Here is a 24,964-nt window from a genome sequence, read left to right on the forward strand (position 1 = left end):
TTCAGGTCTCGAACACGCGCACCTGAAACGGCGCCAGCGACACCGTCGCCTCGCCCGCTTCGGGGTCGAACTCGGGCGGCGATCCGCGGAGCGACTCGCCGCGTTCCGTCGCGTCGTCCCACTCCCACGGCAGTTCGTACCCCTCGAACTCCTGCGGACCGAGGTTGGCGACGACGACCACCTGCCCCTCGCTCCCGAGTTCGCGGTCGGCGGTTCGGCAGTAGGCGAACACGCGGGGCGCGTCCGGGTCGTCGAACGCGTGGTGGGTGTAGAAGAGGTCGGTCTCCCCGCGCTGGAGCGCCTCCGTCGAGGTCCGCAGGTGAATCAGGTCGCGAACGCTCGACAGGAGGTCCTCATGGCCCGGGTACTCGCGGCGGTGCCACCGGATGGGGTCCTCCATCTGCCGTTGCCAGTGGCCGTAGTCAAGGTCGTGTATCTCCCCGAACTCCTCGCCCGCGAGGAACATCGGCACGCCGACGGACGTGAGGAGGAGGGCGAACGACCCGCGAACCCGGTCGAGCGCCTCCGTGTGGGCGTCCATCCGCACTCTCGGTCCGGCGGTGGCGACGTCGTCGAGGAGGTACTGGACGTTCTCGACGGAGCCGTCTCCCAACCCCTCCGACTCGACGAGGTCGCCGAAGAAGAGGTTCATCAACCGCCGCTCGTGCGGTTCGCCGATGTCGTGCGAGGTGAGGTAGTTGACGGCCGTCGAGAGGTCGCCGAACCCGTCCTCGAACGCCCGCTCTTGGTCGTCCCACGTCCGGTCGCCCGTCACGAGGGCGCGGACGCGGTCGGTTCGCGTCGCCTCCTCGGGTTCGCTCTCCACGCCGTCGCGGAGGAACCGACGGGCCTCGTCGCGGTAGTCGAAGTTCCACATCCCGTCGACCACGCTCCGGTCGTCGGGGTTGGCCTCGTCGTCGCGGACGATTTCGGTCCGTCCCCACGAGTCCTCCGCGACGACGAAGAACGGGCGGTCCGGGAACGCCTCCTCTTGCACCGCCCACGCCCGGTCGCGGAACTCCTGAACGAACGCGCGGTGGTCCATCCCCTTGAACTCGTCAATCCGGAAGCCGTCGACGTGGTACTCCTCGATCCAGAACGCGGCCATCCGGTGGCAGAACTCCCGTGCGGGGTGGTAGCCGTCGACGGTCGCCTCGAAGTCGAACCGGCGGCCGCCCCACTGAGGTCGGTCGGGGTCCTCCTCGGGGTCGAGGAAGAACCGGTCGCCCGCCAGCGTCACCAGCGGCGTCTCCGTCGCGTGGTTCATCACCACGTCCATCAGCACGCGGATGCCGCGCCGGTGGCAGGCTTTGATGAGGAACTTCGCGTCGACGGGGCCGCCGAAGTCGAGGTCGGGCGCGAAGAAGAAGCGCGTCCCGTATCCCCAGTTGATGCTGACGGGGGCGTCCTGTATCGGCAGCAGTTCGATGGCGTTGACGCCCATGTCCGCGAGTCGGTCGAGGTGGTCGGTCAGAAGCGTCTGAAAGTCGCCGTCGGGCACGTCCCGCCGGTACTCGCCGGAGACCGACGCCGCCCAGCGGAGCGGCAGTTCGTAGACGACCAGTTCCTCGTTCGCCGGGAGCGAACGCTCCTCGTCCTCCTCGCCGTCCGGCGGGACCAGTTCGTCCTCCCAGGAGAACGGCGGGCGGAACCGCTCGCCGTCCCTGATGCGGAACGCGCCGCGGTGCCCGCGGAAGCGGGTTATCTCCTCGGCGAACGGGTCCGCCGCGACGACCGGTTCGTCCTCGCCCTCGCGGTGGACGACGAACTCGTACTCGTAGCGCCCGTCCGCGAGGTCGAGGTCGGCGAGGTCGATTCGGTACCACTCGTCCGCGTCGGAGTCGGCCGAGAGGTCCTCGCGGCGCCACTCGCCGGGGTCGAACCGGTCGCGAGCGAGCACCGGCGCGAACCGCATCTCGACGCGCTCGGCGTCCAGCGCCGGAACGCGGAGGACGCTGCCCTCTCGAACGTCGGGAAATTCACTGCTCATGTATCCAATCCCTCGTAACTACCCGGAAACGGGGAAAAAGTATGCCGGCCGACCTGCTCGGCGCAGACGCGCTGAAACCGATTCTAACACGTTCTTTCGGGTCAAACGGCTCGTTGAGCGAGCTAAACTCGTAGTTAAGGATTTTGACCGTTCGGATATGTAACTAGTAACTAACAGGTCATATCATGGCGGTTAGGGTATCGGTAACCGCGTCGGGTCGGCCCTCGCGGTTCCCGAAACCAACCCAACCCATGTCCAACGAATCCTACCCCGCGTCCGCACCCGCAGACGGTGCCGGCCGGTTACACCGCACAGTCTCGGAACACTACGGCCGATTGAGAGACGTCCTCGTCTACAGTTCGCTCTACCTCGTCGTCATCGCGATGGTCGAGGTGCTGACCGTGATGATGGCGCTCTCGCTTCCGCTGAGTCCCGCGCCCCTCGTCGTCGGCCTCGTCACGTTCGCCGTCTACGTGGGCGACCGAGTCGCCGACGCGGACACCGACGAACTGTCGAACCCCGAGCAGTCGGCGTTCATGCGCCGACACGCGAAGACGCTCTCGACGCTCTCGGCGGCGGCGTACGGACTGGCGCTCGCTATCTCCATCGTCGGCGGACCGCTCGCCCTGGCCATCACGCTCCTCCCCGGCGCGTTCTGGGTGCTGTACGCCTCCGATTGGCTCCCCTCCGCGGGTGCGCACTTCAAGCGACTGAAGGACGTACTCGTCGTCAACTCCGCCGTCGTCGCGGGCGCGTGGGCCATCGCGGTGCTCTTTCTCCCCCTCGCCTTCGCCGACGCCGCGTTCACCCCGACGGCGGCCGTCGTGCTCACGTACTTCTTTGTCGACACGTTCGTCAACACGGAGATACCGAACGTCGGCGATAGGGAGGCCGACGCCGCCATCGGCGTCTCGACGCTCCCCGTCGTGTTCGGCGTCGACCGGACCCGGCGCATCCTCTACGGCATCGACGCTTTCCTCGTCGCCTTCGTTTCGTGGGCGTTCCTCGACGGACTGCTCTCGGCGGCGCTAACCGCGGGCATCCTCGTGGGCCTCGCGTACGCCTTCGTGTTGGCCTCGTTCGTCGGCCGGAGCGAGAACTACGGCCGTCTCTCCATCGCCGGCGAGGCGAAACACCTCGTCGTCATCGCCGTCGTCCTCGGTATCGCCGTCGTCTGAGTCCGCCGCGCGTTCGGCCGGACCTCCTTTCTTCGGACTACACTAACACATAAGAATAGTATCAACTCACCACCGCTGACGTTCTCTTTTTGACGGATGATTCATATGGGCTGAACGAGTTACGTGCGGTATCGACGTTCCCGTGAATCCGCTCGTGGTGATGCTGTTCGTGTCGGTCGCCGTCGGTTCAGCGGCGGCGATACGGGCGTGGCGGGAGCGACCCGAGCCGGGGGCGACGCCCCTCGTGGCGATGCTGTCGGGTCAGTGCTGGTGGTCGGCGTGCATCATCTTCAAGCTCCAGGCGGCCGGCATCGCCGAGAAACTGCTCTGGACGCGCCTCGGGTGGCTCGGCGTCGTGGTCATCCCCGTCGCGTGGCTTCTGTTCGCCCTGGAGTACACCGGCCGCGACCAGTTCGCCCACCCGCGCCACGTCGTCCTCCTCTCGGTCGTGCCGGCGATAACGGTCGTCCTCGCGGCAACCGGCGACCACCACCAACTACTGTACGTCCAGTCGTACCTGGTCGACGCGAACGGAATCGTACAGGTCCACCAAGGCGGTCACTGGTACTGGTTTGTCGCGGGTTACACCTACCTCCTGGGGCTCTCCGGCGTCATCCTGCTCGTCGACCTCCTCGCCAGCGAGTCGGTCACGTTCCGCACGCAGGGGGTCGCGCTCGTCGTCGGTCTGCTCGCGCCGTGGGTCACCAACGCCCTCTTCATCGCCGGAGCGCTCCCCTCTTCCAGCATCGACCCGACGCCCGTCGCGTTCTCGCTGTCCGGCGCCATCTACCTCGGCGCGCTCACCCGGTTCCGCCTGATCGGAACGAGTCCGGCCCCGCGAAAGCGCGCTCGGCAGTTCCTCTTCGACCGGATGCAGGAGGGGGCCGTCGTCGTCGACGTCAATCACCACGTCGTCGACATCAACGACGTCGGCATCGAAATCCTCGGCGTGGACGCCTGCGAGGCGCTCGGGTCGCCCGCGAGCGCCGTCATCCCGGAGTACGACCGGTTCCCCGAGGAGGGGGCGCTGTCCGGGTACCTGACCGTCGGCGACGAGGGCGGCGGCCGCTCGTACGACGTGACGGTGACGCGCATCACCAACGTCCGCGGCGTGCCCATCGGCCGGGTCGTCACGTTCCACGACGTCAGCAGGCACCTGCGTCAACAGCAGCGACTCGAAGTGCTGAACCGCATCCTCCGGCACAACATCCGCACGGAGACGAACGTCATCCACGGCTACGTCGACCGGTTCGCCGACCACCAAGACGCCCGCGTCGTCAAGCGCCGAGCGCTCCGAATCGAGGAGATCGGTCGGAAGGGCCGCGAGGCTATCGAACTGTTCGACGAGGGACACGAGGACGCGGAGGCGAAACCGCTCGCGGACCTGCTCGGACCCTGCGTCGACGGCCTCCGCGAGTCTCACCCCGACGCCGTCGTCGACTACGACCCGCCGGACGAGGATATCGCCGTCGCGGGACTTCTCAAACCCGTCTTCTCGAACGCCCTCGCCAACGCCGTCGAACACAACCCTTCCGACCGCCCCCGCGTTCAGGTGACGACCCGCGTCGAGGGTGACCGCGTCCGCGTCTCGGTCGCAGACGACGGTCCCGGTATCGACGACTACGAACTCCGGGCGCTGACGGAGGGCACCGAGAGCGCGCTGGTGCACGGGAGCGGTCTCGGACTCTGGATCGTCAAGTGGGGCGCCGAAATCGCGGGCGGGGAGGTCCGCTTCGCCGAGAACGACCCGACCGGGTCGGTCGTCACCGTCGACGTCCCCCTCCTCGACCGGAGCGCGGACGGTCGAGTCGCCGGGAAGGTGTCCCCGAGAGAGTGAACGGTTATGCCGTCATGCGGCATCCTCAGTGGTATGCAACCGACCGCGCGGTCGACCGGCCCCGCGCGGCGCCGCAGACGGTTCCGCGCCGCCGCCGAGGGCGTTCGCAGGCGACCGCCGACGCCACCCGCCCGGCGAGGGGACCCGGAACTGCTGGCGCTCTCGGCTGAGCCGTACGCCGACGCCGCCGAGGCGCACGACCGACTGCGGGCGCTCTGTACGGCCTTCGAGGTGCGCGGGGATCGCCGGGCGGCGTTCCTCTCGGTGTACGTGCGGATGACGGGCGCCGTCGCAGCGCGTATCCGACGCGGGGCGTTCGAGGACCCCGAGTGGGTTCACGACTACCTCGTCGCCTTCGCGAACCTCTACCGCGTCGCCGTCCACGACTACGAGTCGGGGAACGTCGCGTCGCTGGCCGACCCGTGGCTGCTGGCGTTCGACGCCGCCGAACGCGGTGACTCGCTCGTCCTCCAGGACACGGCGCTCGGCGTGAACGCCCACATCAACTACGACCTCTCGCTGGCCGTGGCCGCCGTCGGCGTCGACCCCGACCGGGCGACCAAGCGCGCCGACCACCGCGCCGTCACCGACGTCATCCGCGACGTCGTCGACGAGACGCAAGACGCGCTGGCGGCCCGGGACGCCGCCGGACTCCGGGCGCTCGACGAATCCTTCGGACCGTTCGACGAGCGATTCCTCGTGTTCACCATCGACGAGTGTCGCGACAGCGCCTGGCGGACGGCCGTCGCGCTCCGGTCGCGCTCCCGGGTCCGACGACGGTTGGCGCGCTGGACGAACGCCGTCACCTCGACGGGCGCGGCGCACCTCATCCGCTCTTCGCGGGCGAACGACCGACTTCACGAGTCGCTCCGGACGCTCGAACGCACCGCTGGCGAGGAGCGTTAACTGCTCTCACAGCGTTCGTCCTCCGAGACGGTGGGTTCTCGACGGTCCGTGGCCGAGCCGTTGATATGAGTGCGGTGTTATGGTCCGATACTTGAATGTCTGGTTCGGACTCATCCACCCCGTCCCACTCGAATGCGAAGGAGGCCGGCGAATCCCTCTACGAAGGAACGCTCGACGTGCTGATGCGCGGTATCGGTATCATCATCCCGTTCATCGTCACGCTGTACATCCTCAACGTCGCGCTCGAGTTCGTCACGAACGCGCTCCGCCCAGTTATCGACCTGTTGCAGTGGCTCGGCGTCATCTCGTTCATCAAGAGCGCCGGATTCATCCAGCTACTCATCGAGCTGGAGCTTTACTCGGTCGTCATCGACTTCTTCACCGAACTGATCGCGGTTCTGGTCCTCCTCGGTGTCATCGTCGTCGTCGGCTCCGTCGGTCGAAATCACTACGGCGAGCAGGTCATCAGCTTCGTCGACCTCGCTATCTCCTCCATCCCCGGTCTCGGGACCGTCTACAAGAGTTTCCGGCGGATGGGCGACGTGATGCTCGACCAAGAGGCGGAGAACTTCCAGGAGATAAAGCTCGTCCAACTGCTCGGCGACGACGTCTACGTCATCGGCTTCGAGACGGCCCAGTCGCCCACGACGGTCGAGGAGACGACGGGTCACGACGAGATGGTGACGATGTTCGTCCCGCTCGCGCCCAACCCCGTCACCGGCGGTTTTCTCACCCACGTCCCCCGGAGTCAGGTGTACGACGTCGACATGACCATCGAGGAGGGCGTCCGTAGCATCCTCACGAGCGGCGTCGCCACCGGCGACAACAGCCAGCAGAAGACCGAACTGGCGATGGGCGACTTGGAGAAGATAACCGACATCGACAACCTCCAAAACGCCATCGCGCGCGACGAGGAGAACGCCGAGAGCGGGAGCGAAGACGGTACCGGAGACGGAACCCGCCGAGACGGCCCCGACTCGAACAGTCCGTAAGCCTGCGGGGTTTCTTTTCACCAACGCCCTTGTGTGTCGAGTGCCAACTCGAACCATGGGAGTGTTGGATACCGTCCGGGACATGCTGTTCCCAGACACCGAGCGAGGCGTCCGCTACCAGTGTACCGCCTGCGGCGAGGAGTTCGAAACCGCTCGGGGCGACTGCCCCGCGTGCGGGTCGACGGACGTCAAGGAGGTGGAGGGGTTCGACGTCCGGCCGGACACCTGAGCCGACGGTTTCGAGGCGAACGCTACGGAGAATCGTCCGCTGGGTCGGATGCCGGCCGCGTGTATCGCCACGCCCACAGCATCAGGACGCCCTGGAGCGGGAGTCGCACCCACGCCGCGACGCGGGCGATTCCACGGAACCGGTCGGGGACGACGTCGCCCAGCGTGTCGTTGGTCGCCATGTAGACGTTCGCCGGGAAGACGGCGAACAGGAGCGCCACGAGGCCCCACGCCGACTGACGGCGCGTCCGTCGCGGGAGGACGCCGACGCCGAGAACCACCTCCGCGACGCCGGAGACGTAGACGAGGGCGCGCCGCCGAGGGAACTGCGGCGGAACGACGCGTTCGTACGCCTCCGGCGCGACGAAGTGCATCACGCCGGCGAGGGTGTAGAAGGCGCTCATCACGTACAACAGCGGTCGTCGGTATCGAGCGTGTGAACTCATCCTGGTTCGTCCGGGTATCGGGGCGACCGGGGAAGAGCGTTGTCGAAGGCCGCCGGTCGGACCGCGTCCCGGCGGTCGAGACCGGACCCGACGGAGACGACCGCCTCGAAAGCCCGCTACTTCATGTCCGCGAGCGGTCCGAAATCGTCGACGGGCAGTACGGAGTAATCGACCGTCAGCGTGTCCTTCGTCGCTCGAATCTTCCCGACGAACGTGGAGATGTTTTCGAGCGACCCTTCGAGGACGAACAACTCCATACAGTGGTGGCCGCCGACGTGACTGTGGAAGTTCGAGGCGACGAGGTCCTCGTGTTCGTGGCGGAGGTGCATCATCTTCTCCTCGACGCTCGTCGTCTCGTAGTCGAAGACGACCGTGACGACTCCCATCAGTTCGCGACCTTCGAGCTTCTTGTCCTCGAACTCGCCGAGGAGGTTTCGGCTCGCTTCCCGGATCACTTCGCTTCGGCCCGTGTACCCGTGCTCCTCGGAGAACTCGTCGATTCGCTCGAGCAACTCTTCCGGCATCGACACGCTGACGACGGTCATATAACAACTCAGCCGCGGTCAGCTGTTAAAGATTGATATGCCTCGGAGGTCGCCGCGGCGCTCGACCCGGAAAGCCGTCGTCCGAGTTCGAACCTCCGGCGGCTCACTGGCGCCCGATTCTCGACGCCCTGTTCGCCGTGCTCTCAGGAGCGAGGACGGCGTAATCGGTCGATTCAGACTGTTACCGAGCGTATATGGCGTAGAATAGAGCGCACGTTCACCGCTCGCGATTCGGCCGCTCCGCTCTCCCGGTAGTTTGCAGGAAAATGCCGCCTCCCGGATTTGAACCGGGGACAGCTCGATCTTCAGTCGAGTGCTCTCCCAGTCTGAGCTAAGGCGGCGCGTTTCGAGAGAGGCCGATGATTCAAAAAAGGGTTTCGATGTGTACCGCCGCGCCCTACGCGACTTTTCGGCGCTCGGTGAACGTCTCACTGCCGCCGTTCCACGCTACCGTCGTGACCGCGGCCACCGACCCGCCGTTTCGCTGGACGCGGTAGGCGTCGAGCGGTCCCAGTCGCACGCGCTTCGTCACCGTCTTCGACTCGCCGGGCTTCAGCGTCCGCGCGGCGTCGTTCCCGCGCCAGATGACGCTGTTTCCGGCTTTCAGACGCGAATTGACGCGCACGTTCCGCACCGGTTCGTCACCGATGTTCGTGACTCGGACGGTCACGTCCCGGCACGCGACTCCGCAGTTCGACGTCCGGACGAGGTCGAAGTCGAACTGCTGGTCGTCGTTTCGTTTCGCCGCCGCGGCGTTCGTTCCGCCTGGTTGTCGGGGTGCCTGCTGCGCCGCGAGCGTCGAATCGTCACTCGACGGGGCGGGGGACGCGGCCGCGACGGACGCGACGCCGCCGACGCCCGACGCGACGAGGAGGAGCGCAACTCCGAGAGCGAGTGATCGGTGCATACGCGTTCGGGTAGAATCCCGTGACGGGTGTAGCTGTCGGCTGTACGTCAGATCTGGCGACTGTAGCGCGCGTCCGTATGTCCCGTTGCGTTGATTCCGAGGGCTCGGACGGAGTCGAACCACTCCGTCAACCTCGCTACGCTCGGTTGCCGCAAGGTTTGCTCCGCCACTTCCGTCACGGAAATCCTGCTCGCCGTCGTTCGCAGATTTCAGTGGGCTCGGGCGGAGTCGAACTATCGTCGTTCCGCTCACTTCGTTCGCTCCACTCCCGAGTTCGACTCCACGTCGCCATTTCGATGCCACGGACGACTCGCTTCGCTCGTCGCTGCGTGTCGTCAGAAATGGGCTCGGGCGGAGTCGAACCACCGATCTCTTCCTTGTAAGGGAAGCGTCATAACCACTAGACCACGAGCCCGCAACACGAACGAGTCCGCACACGCGGATAACGGTTTCCAATCGCCGCGCGCGGGGGAACCGTTAGGTCGGCCGCGTCCGTTTCTCCGGCTATGGTCGCTTCTCGGTACTCGCTTGGGTCGGCTCTCCTCGCCGCCCTCGTCCTCGTCTCGGTCGGTGCCGTCGTCGTCGCCTCCAACCCGGCGCTACTCCCCGGCGGCGACGACTACAACCGGACGTCCGTCGCAATCGTCTCCGACGGCGAGGTCCTGACGGAAGTCGACGTCCGCGTTGCCGCCACCTACGAGAAGCGCTATACGGGGCTCAGCGACACCGAGTCGCTCGGCGCCGACGAGGGGATGCTGTTCGTCCACGACTCCGAGGGCGAACACGCCTACGTGATGCGCGAGATGGCCTTCCCGCTCGACATCGTCTTCGTCGATGCCAACGGCACCATCACCCGGATACACCACGCCGAACTCCCGCCCGAGGGCTCCGAGGACGACCTGACGCGCTACCGCGGCACGGGGAAGTACGTGCTCGAAGTGCCGTACGGCTACACCAACGAAACCGGCGTCGACGTGGGCGATACCGTCAGAATCGGCGACTACTGACGGTTCGACCGCTCGCGTCGCTCTGTCCGCGTCGCTCGGCGCTCGGAAGCGAAACACCGAGGACCGCCGAACACGAACGTCGGAATATGAGCGACGCCGCAGACGCCGCCGCGTTGGCTGATTTGGAGGGATGGCGCACCGAGGGATTCGCCGCTCGCGTCCACTACCGCGGCGCCGGCGACCGATACAGCATCGAGTACTACGAACCCTCCGCGTGCGTCCTCTACTGGAAGGTGAAGGGCGACGGCGAGACGGCGGTCCCCGTCGGCCGCGACACCGTCCCCGACCCCCTCCGCGCGCGCGTCCGAGCGGACCTCTCCGAGGCCGGCATCGACCCCGAGGTGGAGTCGAGACAGCTCTGAGATACGAATGCGAGTTCGACCCGACGCGGCGCGACGTCGGTTTCCCGGCGTGTTTCGGTTCGTAACGAACGCTTTAGTGCGACCGTCCCTTGAAAAATGTCAATGGCTCCTCCTGTAGACGAAGACGACCCTTTCGAGGACCAACGGGCGAACGTCGACAACCCGATGCGTCGGCTGTTCGCCGAGTACGGACGCGAGAACTCGTTCGCGTTCGTCGTCGGTCTCTTCTCCAGCGTCGCCGCCCGCCTCCTCGACCTCATCCCGCCGGTGCTGCTCACCGTCGCCGTCGACGCCATTTTCCTCGACGAGCGGACGTTCGATCTCTGGTTCGTCCCCGACGCGTGGATACCGAGCACGCAGACGGGACAGCTCTACCTCTCGACGGCGCTCATCGCCGCCGCCTTCTTCGGCGGCGCGGCGTTCCACTGGTCCCGCAACTGGGGGTGGAACTCCTTCTCCCAGCACATCCAACACGCCGTTCGAACCGATACCTACGACAAGATGCAGCGGCTCAACATGGACTTCTTCGCCGACAAGCAGACCGGCGAGATGATGTCCATCCTCTCGAACGACGTCAATCGATTAGAAAGATTCCTCAACGACGGGATGAACTCCGCGTTCCGCCTCGGCGTGATGGTCATCGGCATCGCCGCCATCCTCCTCTACTGGAACTGGCAGTTGGCCATCGTCACCTTACTCGTCGTCCCCCTCATCGGCTACTTCACCTACCAGTTCATCCAGATCATCCAGCCGAAGTACGCGGACGTCCGCTCGTCGGTCGGCCGCGTCAACTCCCGCCTGGAGAACAACCTCGGCGGCATCCAGGTCATCAAGACGTCCAACACCGAGAGCTTCGAGTCCGACCGCGTCGAGGACGTCTCGGGCGACTACTTCGACGCCAACTGGGACGCCATCGGCACCCGCATCAAGTTCTTCCCGGCGCTTCGCGTCATGGCGGGCGTCGGCTTCGTCCTCACCTTCCTCGTCGGCGGCGTCTGGGTGCTCACCTACCAGGCGACCGATTCGGCCCCGCTCTTCTTCAGCGGGTCGCTCACCCCCGGCGAGTTTGTCGGCTTCATCGTCTTCACGCAGCGCTTCATCTGGCCGATGGCCCAATTTGGTCAAATTATCAATATGTATCAGCGAGCGAAGGCCTCCAGCGCCCGCATCTTCGGGCTGATGGACGAACCCTCCCGGATAACCGAGGACCCGGACGCCGACGAACTCGCCGTGGACGAGGGCGGCGTCGTCTACGACGACGTGACGTTCGGCTACGACGAGGGCGAGACCATCGTCGAGGACGTCTCCTTCGAGGTCGGCGGCGGCGAGACGCTCGCTCTGGTCGGTCCCACGGGCGCCGGGAAATCGACGGTGCTGAAACTGCTCCTCCGGATGTACGACGTGGACGAGGGCGCCATCGAAATCGACGGCACGGACGTCCGCGACGTGACCATCCCGAGTCTCCGGCGGGCCATCGGCTACGTGAGCCAGGATACGTTCATGTTCTACGGCACCGTCGCGGAGAACATCAAGTACGGGTCGTTCGGCGCCACCGACGAGGAAGTCGTCGAGGCGGCGAAGGCCGCCGAGGCGCACGGCTTCATCTCGAACCTTCCGGAGGGGTACGACACCGAAATCGGCGAGCGGGGGGTGAAGCTCTCGGGCGGGCAGCGCCAGCGACTCTCCATCGCTCGCGCCATCCTCAAAGATCCCGAGATTCTCGTCCTCGACGAGGCCACCTCGGACGTCGACACCGAGACGGAGATGCTCATCCAGCGCTCGTTGGACCGCCTCACGGAGGACCGGACGACGTTCAGCATCGCTCACCGCCTCTCGACCATCAAGGACGCCGACACCATCCTCGTGCTCGAAGACGGCCGGGTGGTCGAGCGCGGTGGACACGACGAACTACTCGCCGAGGACGGTCTCTACGCGCATCTCTGGGGCGTGCAGGCCGGCGAGATAGACGAACTGCCGGAGGAGTTCGTCGAACGCGCGAGTCGCCGCGCCTCGCGGACGACCGTCGAGTCCGAATCCGGCGACGACTGAGAAAAAAGCGTCCGACCGTCCGAACTCAGAACGACTCGGTCTCTTCGTCGGGTGCCGTGCCGGCGCCGCGGTCGCTGTGGCCCTCGTCCGCCGCCTCGCCGCTGACCATCATCATCACCGTCTCGTACACCTCTTCGGCCGACTGGAACTCCTCGACGCCGACGCCTTCGAGGACGTCGCCGAACGATTCCTCGCCGTCGTTGTACTCGACGGTCTCGTCGCCGAACTCCTCGCGCAGTTCCTCGGGCGTCGCCGGGTAGTCGTAGTTCTCGATGTCGTCCTCTACGTCGCCGAAGTCGACGCCTTGGCTTCGTTCGTCACTCATACCCGAGCGTTCTCAGGCCCGCCTGAATGGTCTTTGGGCCGCCCCGTCGTTCGGTCCCATCTCGCACGCTACCCGACCGCCGCCCCCGGTTCCCGCCGGTTACAAGCGACTCTCGGGGGCGACGCGGACGGACCGTATCGGACCCCGCGGTCGAACGCCGATATCGCCTATCTGCCGTCGGCAGCACCGAACAGCACGGCCCGCACGCACCGCTCGGAACGGACGCGTTCACCGCCGAGGCCGTCGTCGAACGGGACGTCTCGCGGCCCGACTGACGCGAGTGAGGCGGCTTCGAGGACGCGAAGCGAACCGGCGTCAGTCGTCCGCTTCGGCCTCGTCCGCGGATTCCTCGTCGGCGTCGACGTCCGCCTCCGCTTCTTCCGCTTCTTCTTCGTCGTCCGCCTCGGCTTCGTCCTCCTCGGCCGCCGCTTCGGCGGCGTCCTCGGCCTCCTGCAACTGACTCCGCAGTTGCGGCATCGTGCTCGTGAGTTCGCCGACGAGTTCGCCCGCCTCGCGGACGGAGTCGAGCAGTTCGGTCATCGACTCGATTTCCTCTTCGAGGTCGTCGGCGTCCTCGAACGCGTCGGCTCGCTGGCCGACGATGAACGTCTTCTTGGCCTGCCGCAGGTGGTCGTCGGCGTCGCCCACGTCCAGCGAGGAGCGCAGGCCGTTCAGGACGCCGAGGACGTTGTCGGCTTCGGCGTCCCAGACGTCGTCGGCGTCCGGAAGCGCGTTCCGGGCGTCGTCGAGATGGTCTTCCACCTCGGCGCGCATCTCCTCAGCAGCCTCTCCGAACAGGTCGTCATCAGCGAGTGTGCTCTGGCTACTCATACCCGTCGCTTCGACGCGGAACGGTTTAAATACACGCCCGAAAGTGAAAGTGAAATCCGGTTCGAGGGGACGTCTCGACGCGGATTACCCGTCGACGGCGACGAGTTTCATCAGCGGGTAGCCGTCCTCCATCTCCATCCGCGTCTCCACGCTCAGCCCCTCGTACTCGATGTCCATCTCGACGTCGAGGAACCGTCCCGTCAGTTCGGTGTAGTCGGCCGTCGACGCCGCGAGTTCGGTCTCTAGTTCGTCTTCGAGCACCGTCACGCGCACGTCCTCGCAGTGGGGTTGGTTCTCTATCGACTCTTCCATCGCCCGCGCGAGGCTGTCGGCGCTCTCGGGGCTGACGGGCGTTCCGGCGAACTGATGGTACAGCGAACCGAACTTGATTCCCGCCTCGAAGCAGGCGTTCTCGGCGTCGGTGGGCATGTCCGAGGCTCCGGGTGAGCGGCCATAGGCGTGTCGCCTCGCCCGCGGTGCGAATCGGATATTTCTTAGCCGTCCTTCGCACAGTAGCTATCGAATGGACGAACCGGTTCTGCTGACAGGGGCTGGCGGGCGTGTCGGACAGGCCATTCTCCGGCACATCGGGGACCGATTCGAGTGGCGACTGCTGGACCGCGAACAGCTAGGTGAGGAGAAACGACCGGACTCGGTGGGCGAGGACGACGTGTTCGCGACGGATATCACCGACGAGGCAGGCGTTCGCGAGGCGATGGACGACGTCTACGCCGTCGTCCACCTCGCCGGCGACCCGCGTCCGGAGGCGCCGTGGGACAGCGTCCTCCGGAACAACATCGACGGCACGCACACGCTCTTTCAGGCGGCGGTGGACGCCGGCGTCGAGAAGTTCGCCTTCGCGTCGTCGAACCACGCCGTCGGCGCCTACGAGACGACCGACCGGAAGCCGGACCTCTACCGGCCCGAGGACGAGTTCCGCCTCGACGGCACCGAACCTCCGCGGCCGAGCAACCTCTACGGCGTGAGCAAGGCGACCGGAGAGATTCTCGGCCGCTACTACCACGACCACCACGACCTCTCGGTCGTCAACGTCCGCATCGGCAACCTCACCGAGGGGCACCCGCCCATCGACTACGAACGCGGACAGGCGATGTGGCTCTCCTACCGCGACTGCGCGCACCTGTTCGAGCGCTGCGTCCTCGCCGACTACGACTACGAAATCGTCTACGGAATCAGCGGCAACGACCGCCGGTACTACTCCATCGATCGCGCGCGCTCCGTCCTCGGCTACGAACCCACCGACAACTCCGCCGAATATGAAGATGAGAGCAAAGACGAACACGGAGACGGCACCGACGACTGACGACTTCTCACTCGAACAGTCCGGAGACGTCTTCTTCCCGTCCGCGCCGCCGTTCGGTGTGCTCTCGCAACCGCTGATAGACGAGGCCGCGCCGTTCCCCCCCGACGAACTCGAACAGCAGGGCGACGAACCGCGTCGTTGAGGCTCCCGACTCGACCTCCTCGCGACCGTAGCGCGCGGCGTCCTCGACCACGTTCTCATCCCAGCGTTCCCCGTCGGCGGCGAGGATTCCCGCCGCCTCTGCGGCCTCCTCGAACGAGAGGTCGTCGGCGCGCACGGCGACGCCGCCGACGGTCAGCGGGAGGGGGGACGCTCGCTCGGCGAACTCCGGGTCGGCGGCTAGACGGCCGAGGTACGTCCGGACCGCTTCGACGTTCACGTCGCGGTAGTCCGGTGCCACCTCGTGGAGATACTCGCCCGCGCTCTCGGCCAGCCCTCGTGCGCCGCCCCAGTTGCGGTTCCGCGCGTGATACACCGCCGCGGTGTACTGGATAAGTCCGTGCAGCAGTCGCTCGTCGGACGTCTCCGATTCGAGCGGAAGCCACTCGTCCTCCCACGCGTCGTGGGCGGCGTGGTGGTCCCCCTCGTTGAACACCGCCGCGCCGACGCGGAGCGCTCGTTCCATGCGTCTTCGAGGGCCTTCCGGATTCAAATACCTCACGCGAGCCGACCGCCGTTCATTCTCGGTGACAAGCTTATCTACTCTCGGGACATATGTGTATTGATAGCATATGAACAGACTCCGACCCTCGACTCCCGCGGGGGACGTCGGATGAAACGACTCAGCACCTCCACCTGCGTCGGGTGCGGCGACCCGTACCTCTTCACGAGCACCTACAAGGGCAACTACTGCGCCGACTGCCACGAGACGTGGTCGACCCGACGGTCCGACCGCGGGCGTCCGAAACCCCGCCCGATGCGCTCGCGGGTCGTCTCCTCGGTCCGACGTATCGTCGACGAGGACGACGCGCCCTCGCGGTACGACCGGGAGTAAACGGCGTCGACTCCATCGTTTTTTGCTCGTCGTGTCGCGTCTCGTAGACTCGCCTCTCGTCGTGTGAGCTTCGGGTCCAGTCGCTGCACTCACGACGTCGCACGCTGAACACGTCCTGACGGAGTCCCACGCGAGCGGACGCGAGCGTGGGGCAAGTCAGGTCATGAACAGCGCGGGACCTTCGGTCCCGCGAGCAACCGGAAGCTTCGCTTCCGGTGATGAAATGAGCGTCCTGACGGAGATTTGAACCCACTCGCTCACTGCGTTCGCTCGCTGCTCAAATCTCCGCGGTGGAGTTTCGCGAGACGTAGGCTCCTCGCTGCGCTCGTCGCGTAACGCCTCGCAGAAACGTCCTGACGGAGATTTGAACTCCGGTCCCTGGCTCCGCAAGCCAGGAGGATAGTCCACTACCCTATCAGGACTCATGCTTCGATACAGCGCATCCACTTAAGACGGTTACGATGTCATTGGTGCGTTTCCGAGACGACGAGATACCGAGTCACCTCGCAGAACGCTACGTGGACGGAACGAGCCCTCACTATCGGCATACTGGTTCGGAAGGAAGCGGATACGCATCGAAAACTCTCGTGCGGCGTTCTCTGCGACGACCGCCGTCCTCGTATCCAACTTTGCTCACTCTCACCCGTTCACCGAACGATGTGTGGAGGAGTCGGGAAAGTACGACTCGCCGTGGACGCGGTATAAGTGGGTTATACGGTTAAGATACAAACCGATGCGGTTACGGGTCGTCTTTCAATCTGTATGCCACAGCGAACCCCCGTCGGCGAGCGGACCGGAGAGACCGAATTGAAAATTTACCCTCCCGCCGGGTCCGACCCGTCGTTCGTCACTAGTCGATTGGAGACGATCTGGAAGATGCTTTTCACCCACGGGGCTGAATATAGACATAGCCGTGGACGAACGCGTTGAAACAGTCGGTTCGGAGGAAGACTACGTTGCCTTCCGGCCGACTAACCCGGTCCGCTCGACAGACGTGAGACGCGGGGCGTCGACCAGGTGCCTCGTATTCGCGACCCGTGACCGGCCGGCGCCGGTAAGCCGCTTCACGGCCAGTGCTCCGACTTCGGTAGCAAGCACCGCGATACCGGGTCTCGTCGGGCGCCTCGAAAACCTTCGCGTGACATTCGACGCGGTAAAATCGAGATTCCAGAGAACATGACCGACGTCAAAGCGGTCGTCCGAGCCGAGCATTCAGACATCGTCCTCACACAGACCGTCGCACACGACAGAAGCTCGAAAGTGAAGTCGGTGTCCGAGGCGGGAACCGACCCGACGTCGGGGAAGTTCTTCTATCAGATAGAGTCCTCCGACTTCTCCCGGTTCGAGGACGGGTTGCGGGACGATAGCACCGTTCGCGAGTACGAACGAGTCATCGAAACGAGAGGCGAGAAGGCTATCTACAGCTTCGAGTATACCGACGAAGCGAAGATTCTCTCGCCGGTAATCTCGGCCGCCAACGGTGTCGTCCTCGACATGGAGAACGACGGAAGCGCTTGGATACTCACGGTGTGGATTCCCGAGCGAACGGACTTAGTCCACCTCTGGGACTACGCGCAACAGAACGGCATCGACCTCGATCTCCTGCGCGTGAACGAGTACGATAGTTTAGGGAGTACGGACGCCGGATTGACCGACAGCCAACGAGACGCACTCCTCGTCGCACTCGAAACGGGGTACTTCGAGGAACCACGGGACGCAACTCTCGGCGAGGTCGCCGCCGATCTGGATATTTCTCAACCCGCAGCCAGCGGTCTCCTTCGACGCGGAATCAGACGACTCATCGTGTCGTCTCTGATGGACGACAGCGAAGCACCGGATTGATGGACTATCGGTCGATGGAAGCGGTGCACAACCCGGCGCAGGGTCCTCGCTTCGCTCGTCGTGTCGCGCTGATAAAACGGGCGTACGGAGTGAGTGTGAGGCACGTCAGGTCGCGAACAGCGCGGGACCTTCGGTCCCGCGAGCAACCGGAAGCTTCGCTTCCGGTGATGAAATGAGCGTCCTGACGGAGATTTGAACCCACTCGCTCACTGCGTTCGCTCGCTGCTCGAATCTCCGCGGTGGAGTTTCGCGAGACGTAGGCTCCTCGCTGCGCTCGTCGCGTAACGCCTCGCAGAAACGTCCTGACGGAGATTTGAACTCCGGTCCCTGGCTCCGCAAGCCAGGAGGATAGTCCACTACCCTATCAGGACTCACTCGACTGTAACCGCCACCCCTTGAAATCGGTTCCGATACGGCGTCCGCGCGCGCCGTGCCACCCCGCCGCGCGGAACGGCGCCGGTCGTCTCTCCCGGAACGCGACCGCCCACCGAACGCGCGGTGGCTCTAACTCCGCTGAGCGCGTTGGACCGCCCATGACCGACGACTCGACGGACGGCGCGGGCGAGGGGCCGACGGTTCGGTCCGCGACGCTCTCGGCCCGCGAGGACTGCCCCGACGCGACGATAGAGACGCGCGACGGCACCGTCGTCTGCCGCGGACACGTCCGCGGGCGCGACGGCGCCGCCATAGTCGCCCTCGACGGCGCGACGTACGACGCGGGAACGAACGAACTCCGGGTGGTCGTCGTCACCGAAACGGACCCGGACGCGGGACCGATGAGCATCCAAGCGCTCGTGAACCTCGGCTACGAAGTCGCCGTCGAACTCGACGGTGGCTTACCGGAGTCGGTGACGCTCGTCGAGGACGACGCCGACGGGCGACGGGAGGCGCTCACCGCGTCGTTGTGAGCGGGGGGAAGCGAACGTTTTTGTCGGGTGAGGAGGCCAGTCCCGCCGTGCCAGACCGAGACGCCGAAATCGGGGGACAGCGGCCGGGTACTCCCGACAAGACAACGCTTAAGCGCGGGCCTACCTTGAACCCGTGTATGATTGTGGTCGCTCCGCTCCGAACCCCGGACAGTGCCGTCCGGACCGAAGTGCGTCGCCGATACCGCGACGGGGGTGCCGCGTAGATGGGTGCCATCGAGGAGGTGTACGACGACCTCGACACCGACGTGCCGTTCGAGGAGTTCGAGGCCGCCGTGAACGACAAGGTCGAACAGATGGGCGGCCTCGCCGACGAGGAGACGGCGGCGATGCTCCTCGCCCACGAACTCCGCGACGAGGAGGTCGAGGGCATCGCCGACATCGAACCCGGCATGGACGACGTGAAGTTCCTCGCGAAGGTGATGAGCGTCGGCGAACTCCGCACGTTCGAACGCGACGGCGAGGACGAGGACGGCCGCGTCGTCAACGTCGAAGTCGCCGACGAGACGGGTCGTATCCGCATCTCGATGTGGGACGCGATGGCCGAGGACGTCGTCGAGAAACTCGAAGTCGGACAGGTCCTCCGCATCGCCGGCCGGCCCAAGGACGGTTACAACGGCGTCGAGGTCAGCGTCGACAAGGTCGAACCCGACTCGGAGGCCGAGATAGACGTACAGACGCAGGATAGCTACCGCGTCGAGGACCTCTCGCTCGGCCTGTCGGACGTGAACCTGAAAGGGCGCGTCCTCAGCACCGACAGGGTCCGCACGTTCGACCGCGACGACGGTTCCGAGGGTCGCGTCGCCAACCTGACGCTGGGCGACCCGACCGGTCGCATCCGCGTGACGCTGTGGGACGAGAAGGCCGACCTCGCCGAGGAGTTCGACGCCGGCGTCACCGTCGAAGTCGTCGACGGCTACGTCCGCGAACGCGACGGCAGTCTCGAACTGCACGTCGGCAACCGCGGAACCGTCGAAGAACTCGACGAGGACGTGGAGTACGTCCCCGAGACGACCGACATCGCGTCGCTCGAACTCGACCAGACGGTCGATATCGCCGGCGGCGTCATCGAGACTGACCCCAAGCGGACGTTCGACCGCGACGACGGGTCGGAGGGGCAGGTCCGAAACGTCCGCGTGAAGGACGGTACCGGCGACATCCGCGTCGCCATGTGGGGCGAGAAGGCCGACGCCGACATCGACCTCGCGGACTACGTCGTCTTCACCGACGTGGAGATACAGGACGGCTGGCAGGAGGACCTCGAAGCCTCCGCGGGGTGGCGCTCGACGGTCACGGTGATGGACGAGGCGCCCGAGGGCGCGGCCGGCACCGACGCTGGCACCGACGCGGGCGGCGAGAGCGGAGGCGGCGGGCGGCAGTCGCAGTCGCGCGGCCTCGACGCGTTCGAGGACGGAGCCTCGTCGGGTAACGACGGGACGGAGACAGCTACGAGCACGAACGCCGACGAGACAGAGACGGATGCGGGCGGCGCGGCCGACGACCCCGGCGACGGCACCGTCGAGGAGTTCACCGGCACCGTCGTGCAGTCGGGCAGTCCGGTCGTCTTGGACGACGGGACGGAGACGCGGAGCGTCGAGACGACCGAGAGCCTCCAACTGGGCGCCGAGGTGACCGTCCGCGGACCGGTTCGGGAGGGCCGCATCGACGCCACCGAAGTCAAATCGGTCACGCGCTGACGGCGTTTCGCCGCTCCGCGAACCCGCTCGTTCGGCGCTCGACCTGTCGTGTTCCCGACCGTTCGACGTGCGTTTGGCGAGCGGACGCGCCGCCACGCCCGCGGAGAGACGCCGAGAGCCGTTACGGAAAGGATTATACGCCGCACGCCCGGCATATGTGGGTATGAGTGTCGAGTTACCGTTCGCGCCGGTCGACACGATCATCCGTCGCAACGCCGGTGACCTTCGGGTCAGCGCCGACGCGGCGGAGGAACTCGCCCGCCGCATCCAGCGGCGCGGCTCGGAACTCGCAATCGACGCGGCCGAACGCGCCCGCGAGGACGGCCGGAAGACCCTGATGGCGTCGGACTTCGGCGTCGAACAGGTCGTCCCGCGGAACGAACTCGAACTCCCCATCGCCCCCATCGACCGCATCGCACGCCTCGACGTCGACGACCGCTACCGCGTCTCGATGGACGCCCGCATCGCCCTCGCGGACATCCTCGAAGACTACGCCGACAACGTCGCCGGTGCCGCGGCGAAACTCGCTCGACACGCCGACCGCCGGACGATACAGGCGGAGGACATCGAGACGTACTTCTCCCTCTTCGAGTAGATGCAGTTCGGCTACAGCGAGACCTGTCTCGCACACGACACCGGCAAGCGACACCCCGAGACGGCCGACCGTCTCCGGGCCATCCGCCGAGCGCTGGCGAAGCGACACGGCGCGGAGTACGTCGACCCGTCGCCCGCCACCGACGAGGACGTCGCGTCGGTCCACGACGACGACTACGTGGCCGAGATTCGGGAGTTCTGCGAGTCCGGCGGCGGCAACTGGGACCCCGACACCGTCGCCTCCGACGACACGTGGGACGCCGCCCTCGCCTCGGCCGGCCTCTCCCAGTGGGCCGCACGCACGGCCGTCGAGGGCGCCGACGCCCGGAACACGCCATTCGCGCTCGGCCGCCCGCCGGGGCACCACGCCGTCGAAGACGACGCCATGGGCTTCTGTTTCGTCAACAACGCCGCCGTCGCCGCGCAGACGGTCCTCGACGCCGACGCGTTGGACGTCGACCGGGTCGCCATCTTCGACTGGGACGTCCACCACGGCAACGGCACGCAGGATATCTTCTACGACCGCGGCGACGTCTTCTACGCCTCGGTCCACGAGGACGGTCTCTACCCCGGCACCGGCGAGGTAGACGAACGCGGCGCGGGCGACGGTGAGGGGGCGACGCTGAACGCCCCGCTGGCGGCCGGCGCGGGCGACGCCGACTACCAACTGCTCGTCGAGGACGTGCTCCGACCGGCGATAGCGCAGTTCGACCCCGACCTGTTCATCGTCAGCGCCGGGTTCGACGCGCACCGACACGACCCCATCTCGCGGATGCGCGTCTCCACCGAGGGCTACGCGCGGATGACCGACGGCGTCCGGAGCATCGCGGACGACGTCGACGCCGGCCTCGCGTTCGTCCTCGAAGGCGGCTACGGCCTCGACACGCTCTCGGAGGGCGTCGCCATCGTCCACGAGACGTTCGACGGCCGCTCGCCGTTGGAACTGGAGGAAGAACCCGACGAGGAGACGGTCTCGCTCGCCGAGGACCTGCGCGACGCGCACGGACTGGACGACTGACGTCTCACCCTACGGCCGCGGGTCGAAGTACCGCGCGAGTTCGACGCCGAACTCGTCGGCGAGTTCTCCGACCGCTTCGCCGGCCAGTATCTCGTATCCGTCCGTCAGCGACGACTCGACGTGCGAACCGAGACCCACCTCGAACAGCGCGCTGCTCTCCAGCAGTTCGACGGCGTCGGTGAATTCGCGTTCGCGCTCGACGGCGTAGCGGTCGTCGTCGAGGAAGGGACCGTAGGTGTCGCTGTCGTCTGTGTCGCTGCCGTCGGTGTCATCGGCCGCGTAAGTCTCGTAGAACCCCTCGGCGTGCTCGCGGACGTGGACCGGCGGTCCACCGTGGCGCTCGACGTTCGGGAGCCGTCCGGTGACCAACTCGACGAACAGTACCGCCCTATCAGCCGCGAACGTCGCCGTTCGCATCGGCTCGAACCCGCGGCGTTCGAGTTCCGACGCGACGCCGGAAATCGACTTGTACAACTGCGGGTAGAGCTGGTCTTCGACGACGTCGGGGGCGTCGAAGACGACGGCCACTGGGTGGGTTCCGCGCCGGCGGACGTGTTCTCGGACTCCCTCGGGCGAGAGCGGGTCGGGGTCGCCGCCGAAGAACGTCTCGACGTTCGGGTCGGCGAGGAGTTCGCGCGCGTAGTGCTGTAGGCGAGCGACGTTCTCCGCCGAACAGACGGCGGCGACGTTTCTCGTCGGATCCGTCGGGTCGACGACGACGAGGGGGTCGTCGAAGGACCGCGTCCCGTGGTCCTCGGGGTCGAACTCGACCGGCGGATGCCAGTCGACCGCAGCGCGGAGCAGCGGTTCGAATCCACCGTGTTCGAGCACGAGCAACTCGGTGAGATAGCCGGAGAACCCTCGCGTTCGCAGGTTGCTGCCGTAGGCGCCGATGCCCTTCAGGAACCGCTTGAACACCCGGACCTCCGCGGCGAGTTCGTCGTCCAGCCGACTCTTCAGGTAGTCGTTGTGGTGCGGCGTCCGGTCGACGGCCGACCGAAGGGACGCGCCGTCCTCGACGTCGAAACAGGGGACGAGGTCCACGTCGAACCCCTCGAACTCGCCGGTCACGTAGGGGTGTTCGGCATACTCCTCTCGCCCATCGGGGAGGACGGCGTCGCCGACGGCGAGTCCGTAGCGTTCCAGCGATTCCCGGTCGGTCTCTGCGGGGAAGCGCACGAACAGGTCGATGTCTCGGTCGCCCGAGAGCCACGTCCCGCGCGCCGTCGACCCTACTTGCACGATGTCGGCCACGACGCCCAACTCGTCCAGCGCCGCCTCGACACGGACCGAGAGCGCGTCGACGGCCTCGGAGAGCTCCGACCGCTCGACCGCGTCCGGGTCGATTCGCTCGCGGACGCGGGCGACGACGCGCGATAGCTCCTCGGAGTCCGACTCGGGCATGTCGCTCGCGGCTTGTCCGTCGGCGGGCGAAAGCGTGTCGGTGCGAACCGCCTCGGTCGCACGCTCACACCCCGCATCCGTCGGGTAAAAACGAAAGCCCTATCAAACTTCCTCGGTGTACAACTGAGTGCAGACGCACGCCCGAGCCGTCGTAGCTCAGTTGGTAGAGCACCTCGCTGTTAACGAGGTGGTCCCAGGTTCGAGTCCTGGCGACGGCGTCGTTTCCTGTCGAACTCGCCCCCGAAGCGGCCGCTCCGTCATGCGGTCGGCCGACGGCAACGGTAACGCTAAAGAGGCGCCCCCGGGAACGTGAGGACGAATCGGGCCCTTAGCTCAGTCTGGTTAGAGCGCTCGGCTCATAACCGAGTGGTCGATGGTTCGAATCCGTCAGGGCCCATAGAAACGACGGAGGTTCTTCGAGAGCCTCTATCGATACTTCTGTGGCCTCCGCTCGGAACTCGTGAGACCGTCCTCAACAGCGTTCGGTACGTTCCTCAGTGCTCGTCGTCACCGCATGGAGACCAAAAATGTACGAGCTCAAACGAGACGACGTATTAGACGATTACAGGCGGTTTCTCAAAGTCGAGCGCGGCCTGAGTGAGAAGACGATCCACCAGCATGCGACGATGCTGCAGGTGTTTCTCGACCGCTACGAGCAGATCCGTCCGCCGCAGGAACTCGCCAAGGAATTCCAAGAGCACCTGATGGACGAGGACTATTCGAACAGCCACGTCAACAACACGATGAAGGCGATTGATTACTACTACGAGTTCCACGGCCAGGAGTTCGACTTCAACCGCCTCAACCGCCCCAAGAAGCTGCCCGAGACGCTCAGCGAGAATCAGGTGAAGCGCATCTTGTACGCGTGCGACACCTACCGCGACTACGCCATCCTGAAGACGCTCACCTCGAGCGGCGTGCGCGCGTCGGAGCTGTGCGATCTGGATGTCGTCGACGCGGACCTGGACAACCGGACGCTTCTCATCCGTCAGGGGAAGTTCGACAAGGACGGCTTTGCGAAGATATCCGATACCTGCGCCGAGGCGATCGGGCAGTACCTCGAACGACGGAACGACGACGCCGACCCGCTGTTCCTTTCTCGAACGGGTGACCGCCTGACTCGGAACGGATTACTCCAACTCGTCAAGCGACGGGCGGAGTCGGCGGACATCGAGCAGAACGTGACGGTCCACATGTTCCGTCACTACTTCGCGACGAAGATGATCGAGAACGGTGCGGACATCTCGATCGTAAAGGAGCTGCTGCGCCACGACGACATCGCCTCGACGATGAAGTACCTGCACATCAGCGGGGAGGCGCTGAGTACGCAGTACGACCGGTACGTCGATGACGTCTGAATCCGGTGGCGCGGTTCGACCCGGATTCTCTTCGGGTTGGCTTGTCCGGGGGTCGCGCAGCTGTGGAGCCGGTTGTCTGGGGAAGCGGTACTCGACAGTCGGAAGCAAGAGGTGGCGACCGTGAGTCGAAAGCCAACCGAGAGGGCCTGTCACTGTTCCAAGGATCTGGCCCTCGTCGGTCCACTGCTCCACTTGGGAGCGCGC

25 protein-coding genes, 6 tRNA genes and 1 pseudogene are annotated in these 24,964 nt (G+C 65.9%); 19 read left to right on the forward strand and 13 right to left on the reverse strand.

Annotated elements, in window-relative coordinates:
• Window position 1 precedes the first annotated feature (1 nt).
• Window positions 2-1,990: an alpha-amylase family glycosyl hydrolase gene (locus tag NDI76_RS03195; protein ID WP_310922574.1), complete on the reverse strand. Its 1,989-nt coding sequence runs from the start codon at window positions 1,988-1,990 to the stop codon at window positions 2-4.
• A gap of 251 nt (window positions 1,991-2,241) precedes the next feature.
• Between NDI76_RS03195 and NDI76_RS03200 the strand changes: the two genes are divergently transcribed.
• The 5 genes from NDI76_RS03200 to NDI76_RS03220 all read left to right on the forward strand — a co-directional run bounded on the left by NDI76_RS03200 (window position 2,242) and on the right by NDI76_RS03220 (window position 7,132).
• The gene (locus NDI76_RS03200; RefSeq protein ID WP_310922575.1) at window positions 2,242-3,168 is read left to right on the forward strand and encodes a UbiA family prenyltransferase; all 927 of its coding nucleotides are present in this window, start codon (window positions 2,242-2,244) and stop codon (window positions 3,166-3,168) included.
• A gap of 142 nt (window positions 3,169-3,310) precedes the next feature.
• Entirely contained in the window at window positions 3,311-5,005 is a 1,695-nt protein-coding gene (locus NDI76_RS03205; RefSeq protein ID WP_310922576.1) for a histidine kinase N-terminal 7TM domain-containing protein, read from the forward strand.
• 33 nt (window positions 5,006-5,038) lie between these two features.
• Window positions 5,039-5,911, forward strand: a complete 873-nt coding sequence (locus tag NDI76_RS03210) for a DUF5995 family protein (protein WP_310922577.1) — start codon at window positions 5,039-5,041, stop codon at window positions 5,909-5,911.
• Window positions 5,912-6,093: 182 nt separating this feature from the next.
• Window positions 6,094-6,903 (forward strand): DUF502 domain-containing protein, encoded by an 810-nt coding sequence (locus tag NDI76_RS03215; RefSeq protein ID WP_310923857.1) that lies wholly within the window; start codon window positions 6,094-6,096, stop codon window positions 6,901-6,903.
• 55 nt (window positions 6,904-6,958) lie between these two features.
• On the forward strand, window positions 6,959-7,132 hold the full coding sequence (locus tag NDI76_RS03220; protein WP_310922578.1) for a hypothetical protein: 174 nt from the start codon (window positions 6,959-6,961) through the stop codon (window positions 7,130-7,132).
• Window positions 7,133-7,154: 22 nt separating this feature from the next.
• Here NDI76_RS03220 and NDI76_RS03225 read toward each other — a convergent pair whose 3' ends face one another.
• The 5 genes from NDI76_RS03225 to NDI76_RS03245 all read right to left on the reverse strand — a co-directional run bounded on the left by NDI76_RS03225 (window position 7,155) and on the right by NDI76_RS03245 (window position 9,444).
• On the reverse strand, window positions 7,155-7,577 hold the full coding sequence (locus NDI76_RS03225; protein WP_310922579.1) for a DoxX family protein: 423 nt from the start codon (window positions 7,575-7,577) through the stop codon (window positions 7,155-7,157).
• Between the two features lie 116 nt (window positions 7,578-7,693).
• Complete coding sequence (gene nikR, locus NDI76_RS03230; RefSeq protein ID WP_310922580.1) at window positions 7,694-8,122, reverse strand: nickel-responsive transcriptional regulator NikR; 429 nt, start codon at window positions 8,120-8,122, stop codon at window positions 7,694-7,696.
• Window positions 8,123-8,389: 267 nt separating this feature from the next.
• Window positions 8,390-8,463: transfer RNA gene (locus NDI76_RS03235), tRNA-Phe, on the reverse strand.
• Window positions 8,464-8,519: 56 nt separating this feature from the next.
• Window positions 8,520-9,029 carry a hypothetical protein gene (locus tag NDI76_RS03240; protein ID WP_310922581.1) on the reverse strand — a complete coding sequence of 170 codons (510 nt, stop codon included), beginning with the start codon at window positions 9,027-9,029 and terminating at the stop codon, window positions 8,520-8,522.
• Between the two features lie 342 nt (window positions 9,030-9,371).
• Window positions 9,372-9,444, reverse strand: a tRNA-Val gene (locus NDI76_RS03245).
• Between the two features lie 91 nt (window positions 9,445-9,535).
• Here NDI76_RS03245 and NDI76_RS03250 point away from each other — a divergent pair.
• The 3 genes from NDI76_RS03250 (at window position 9,536) to NDI76_RS03260 (ending at window position 12,447) form a co-directional block, all read left to right on the forward strand.
• Window positions 9,536-10,036 (forward strand): DUF192 domain-containing protein, encoded by a 501-nt coding sequence (locus tag NDI76_RS03250; protein WP_310922582.1) that lies wholly within the window; start codon window positions 9,536-9,538, stop codon window positions 10,034-10,036.
• A gap of 86 nt (window positions 10,037-10,122) precedes the next feature.
• Window positions 10,123-10,398, forward strand: coding sequence for a DUF7538 family protein (locus tag NDI76_RS03255; protein WP_310922583.1), 276 nt, complete (start codon window positions 10,123-10,125; stop codon window positions 10,396-10,398).
• 102 nt (window positions 10,399-10,500) lie between these two features.
• Window positions 10,501-12,447, forward strand: coding sequence for an ABC transporter ATP-binding protein (locus tag NDI76_RS03260; protein ID WP_310922584.1), 1,947 nt, complete (start codon window positions 10,501-10,503; stop codon window positions 12,445-12,447).
• A gap of 25 nt (window positions 12,448-12,472) precedes the next feature.
• Here the strand turns inward: NDI76_RS03260 and NDI76_RS03265 are convergent, their stop codons facing one another.
• Window positions 12,473-12,772, reverse strand: a complete 300-nt coding sequence (locus NDI76_RS03265; protein WP_310922585.1) for a DUF5789 family protein — start codon at window positions 12,770-12,772, stop codon at window positions 12,473-12,475.
• A 176-nt stretch (window positions 12,773-12,948) separates the two neighbouring features.
• Between NDI76_RS03265 and NDI76_RS22560 the strand changes: the two are divergent.
• Window positions 12,949-13,044, forward strand: a pseudogene (locus tag NDI76_RS22560) (creatininase family protein); the annotation flags it as partial.
• A gap of 43 nt (window positions 13,045-13,087) precedes the next feature.
• On the opposite strand, the gene NDI76_RS03275 reads toward NDI76_RS22560, so the two are convergent.
• Together NDI76_RS03275 and NDI76_RS03280 are read right to left on the reverse strand one after the other, a co-directional pair.
• Complete coding sequence (locus NDI76_RS03275) at window positions 13,088-13,603, reverse strand: DUF5790 family protein (RefSeq protein ID WP_310922586.1); 516 nt, start codon at window positions 13,601-13,603, stop codon at window positions 13,088-13,090.
• Window positions 13,604-13,687: 84 nt separating this feature from the next.
• Complete coding sequence (locus NDI76_RS03280) at window positions 13,688-14,032, reverse strand: dihydroneopterin aldolase family protein (protein ID WP_310922587.1); 345 nt, start codon at window positions 14,030-14,032, stop codon at window positions 13,688-13,690.
• Between the two features lie 94 nt (window positions 14,033-14,126).
• Here NDI76_RS03280 and azf point away from each other — a divergent pair, with 94 nt between their 5' ends.
• Window positions 14,127-14,927, forward strand: a complete 801-nt coding sequence (gene azf, locus NDI76_RS03285) for an NAD-dependent glucose-6-phosphate dehydrogenase Azf (RefSeq protein WP_310922588.1) — start codon at window positions 14,127-14,129, stop codon at window positions 14,925-14,927.
• Window positions 14,928-14,934: 7 nt separating this feature from the next.
• On the opposite strand, the gene NDI76_RS03290 is transcribed toward azf, so the two are convergent.
• A complete protein-coding gene (locus tag NDI76_RS03290) occupies window positions 14,935-15,552 on the reverse strand; it encodes a DUF309 domain-containing protein (RefSeq protein WP_310922589.1) in 618 nt (205 codons plus the stop codon).
• A 147-nt stretch (window positions 15,553-15,699) separates the two neighbouring features.
• On the opposite strand from NDI76_RS03290, the gene NDI76_RS03295 reads away from it, so the two are divergent.
• Window positions 15,700-15,921 (forward strand): DUF7564 family protein, encoded by a 222-nt coding sequence (locus tag NDI76_RS03295; RefSeq protein ID WP_310922590.1) that lies wholly within the window; start codon window positions 15,700-15,702, stop codon window positions 15,919-15,921.
• 349 nt (window positions 15,922-16,270) lie between these two features.
• Here NDI76_RS03295 and NDI76_RS03300 read toward each other — a convergent pair.
• Window positions 16,271-16,343, reverse strand: a tRNA-Arg gene (locus NDI76_RS03300).
• Between the two features lie 754 nt (window positions 16,344-17,097).
• Here NDI76_RS03300 and NDI76_RS03305 point away from each other — a divergent pair.
• Window positions 17,098-17,763 carry a helix-turn-helix domain-containing protein gene (locus tag NDI76_RS03305; RefSeq protein ID WP_310922591.1) on the forward strand — a complete coding sequence of 222 codons (666 nt, stop codon included), beginning with the start codon at window positions 17,098-17,100 and terminating at the stop codon, window positions 17,761-17,763.
• A gap of 298 nt (window positions 17,764-18,061) precedes the next feature.
• On the opposite strand, the gene NDI76_RS03310 is transcribed toward NDI76_RS03305, so the two are convergent.
• Window positions 18,062-18,134: transfer RNA gene (locus tag NDI76_RS03310), tRNA-Arg, on the reverse strand.
• A gap of 162 nt (window positions 18,135-18,296) precedes the next feature.
• On the opposite strand from NDI76_RS03310, the gene NDI76_RS03315 reads away from it, so the two are divergent.
• The 4 genes from NDI76_RS03315 to NDI76_RS03330 all read left to right on the forward strand — a co-directional run bounded on the left by NDI76_RS03315 (window position 18,297) and on the right by NDI76_RS03330 (window position 21,998).
• Window positions 18,297-18,671, forward strand: a complete 375-nt coding sequence (locus NDI76_RS03315; protein WP_310922592.1) for a hypothetical protein — start codon at window positions 18,297-18,299, stop codon at window positions 18,669-18,671.
• Between the two features lie 224 nt (window positions 18,672-18,895).
• Complete coding sequence (locus NDI76_RS03320; RefSeq protein WP_310922593.1) at window positions 18,896-20,386, forward strand: single-stranded DNA binding protein; 1,491 nt, start codon at window positions 18,896-18,898, stop codon at window positions 20,384-20,386.
• A 163-nt stretch (window positions 20,387-20,549) separates the two neighbouring features.
• A complete protein-coding gene (locus NDI76_RS03325) occupies window positions 20,550-20,981 on the forward strand; it encodes a histone family protein (RefSeq protein WP_008387242.1) in 432 nt (143 codons plus the stop codon).
• A complete protein-coding gene (locus NDI76_RS03330; protein WP_310922594.1) occupies window positions 20,982-21,998 on the forward strand; it encodes a histone deacetylase family protein in 1,017 nt (338 codons plus the stop codon). It begins immediately after the preceding gene.
• A 9-nt stretch (window positions 21,999-22,007) separates the two neighbouring features.
• Here NDI76_RS03330 and cca read toward each other — a convergent pair whose 3' ends face one another.
• Window positions 22,008-23,402, reverse strand: a complete 1,395-nt coding sequence (gene cca, locus NDI76_RS03335; protein WP_310922595.1) for a CCA tRNA nucleotidyltransferase — start codon at window positions 23,400-23,402, stop codon at window positions 22,008-22,010.
• A 145-nt stretch (window positions 23,403-23,547) separates the two neighbouring features.
• Here cca and NDI76_RS03340 point away from each other — a divergent pair.
• The 3 genes from NDI76_RS03340 to xerA all read left to right on the forward strand — a co-directional run bounded on the left by NDI76_RS03340 (window position 23,548) and on the right by xerA (window position 24,760).
• Window positions 23,548-23,620 (forward strand) — tRNA-Asn (locus NDI76_RS03340).
• 104 nt (window positions 23,621-23,724) lie between these two features.
• Window positions 23,725-23,799: transfer RNA gene (locus NDI76_RS03345), tRNA-Ile, on the forward strand.
• A gap of 130 nt (window positions 23,800-23,929) precedes the next feature.
• The gene (gene xerA / locus NDI76_RS03350) at window positions 23,930-24,760 is read left to right on the forward strand and encodes a site-specific tyrosine recombinase/integron integrase (RefSeq protein WP_310922596.1); all 831 of its coding nucleotides are present in this window, start codon (window positions 23,930-23,932) and stop codon (window positions 24,758-24,760) included.
• Window positions 24,761-24,964 lie beyond the last annotated feature (204 nt).

The organism is Halogeometricum sp. S1BR25-6, from assembly GCF_031624495.1.
Taxonomy (GTDB): domain Archaea; phylum Halobacteriota; class Halobacteria; order Halobacteriales; family Haloferacaceae; genus Halogeometricum; species Halogeometricum salsisoli.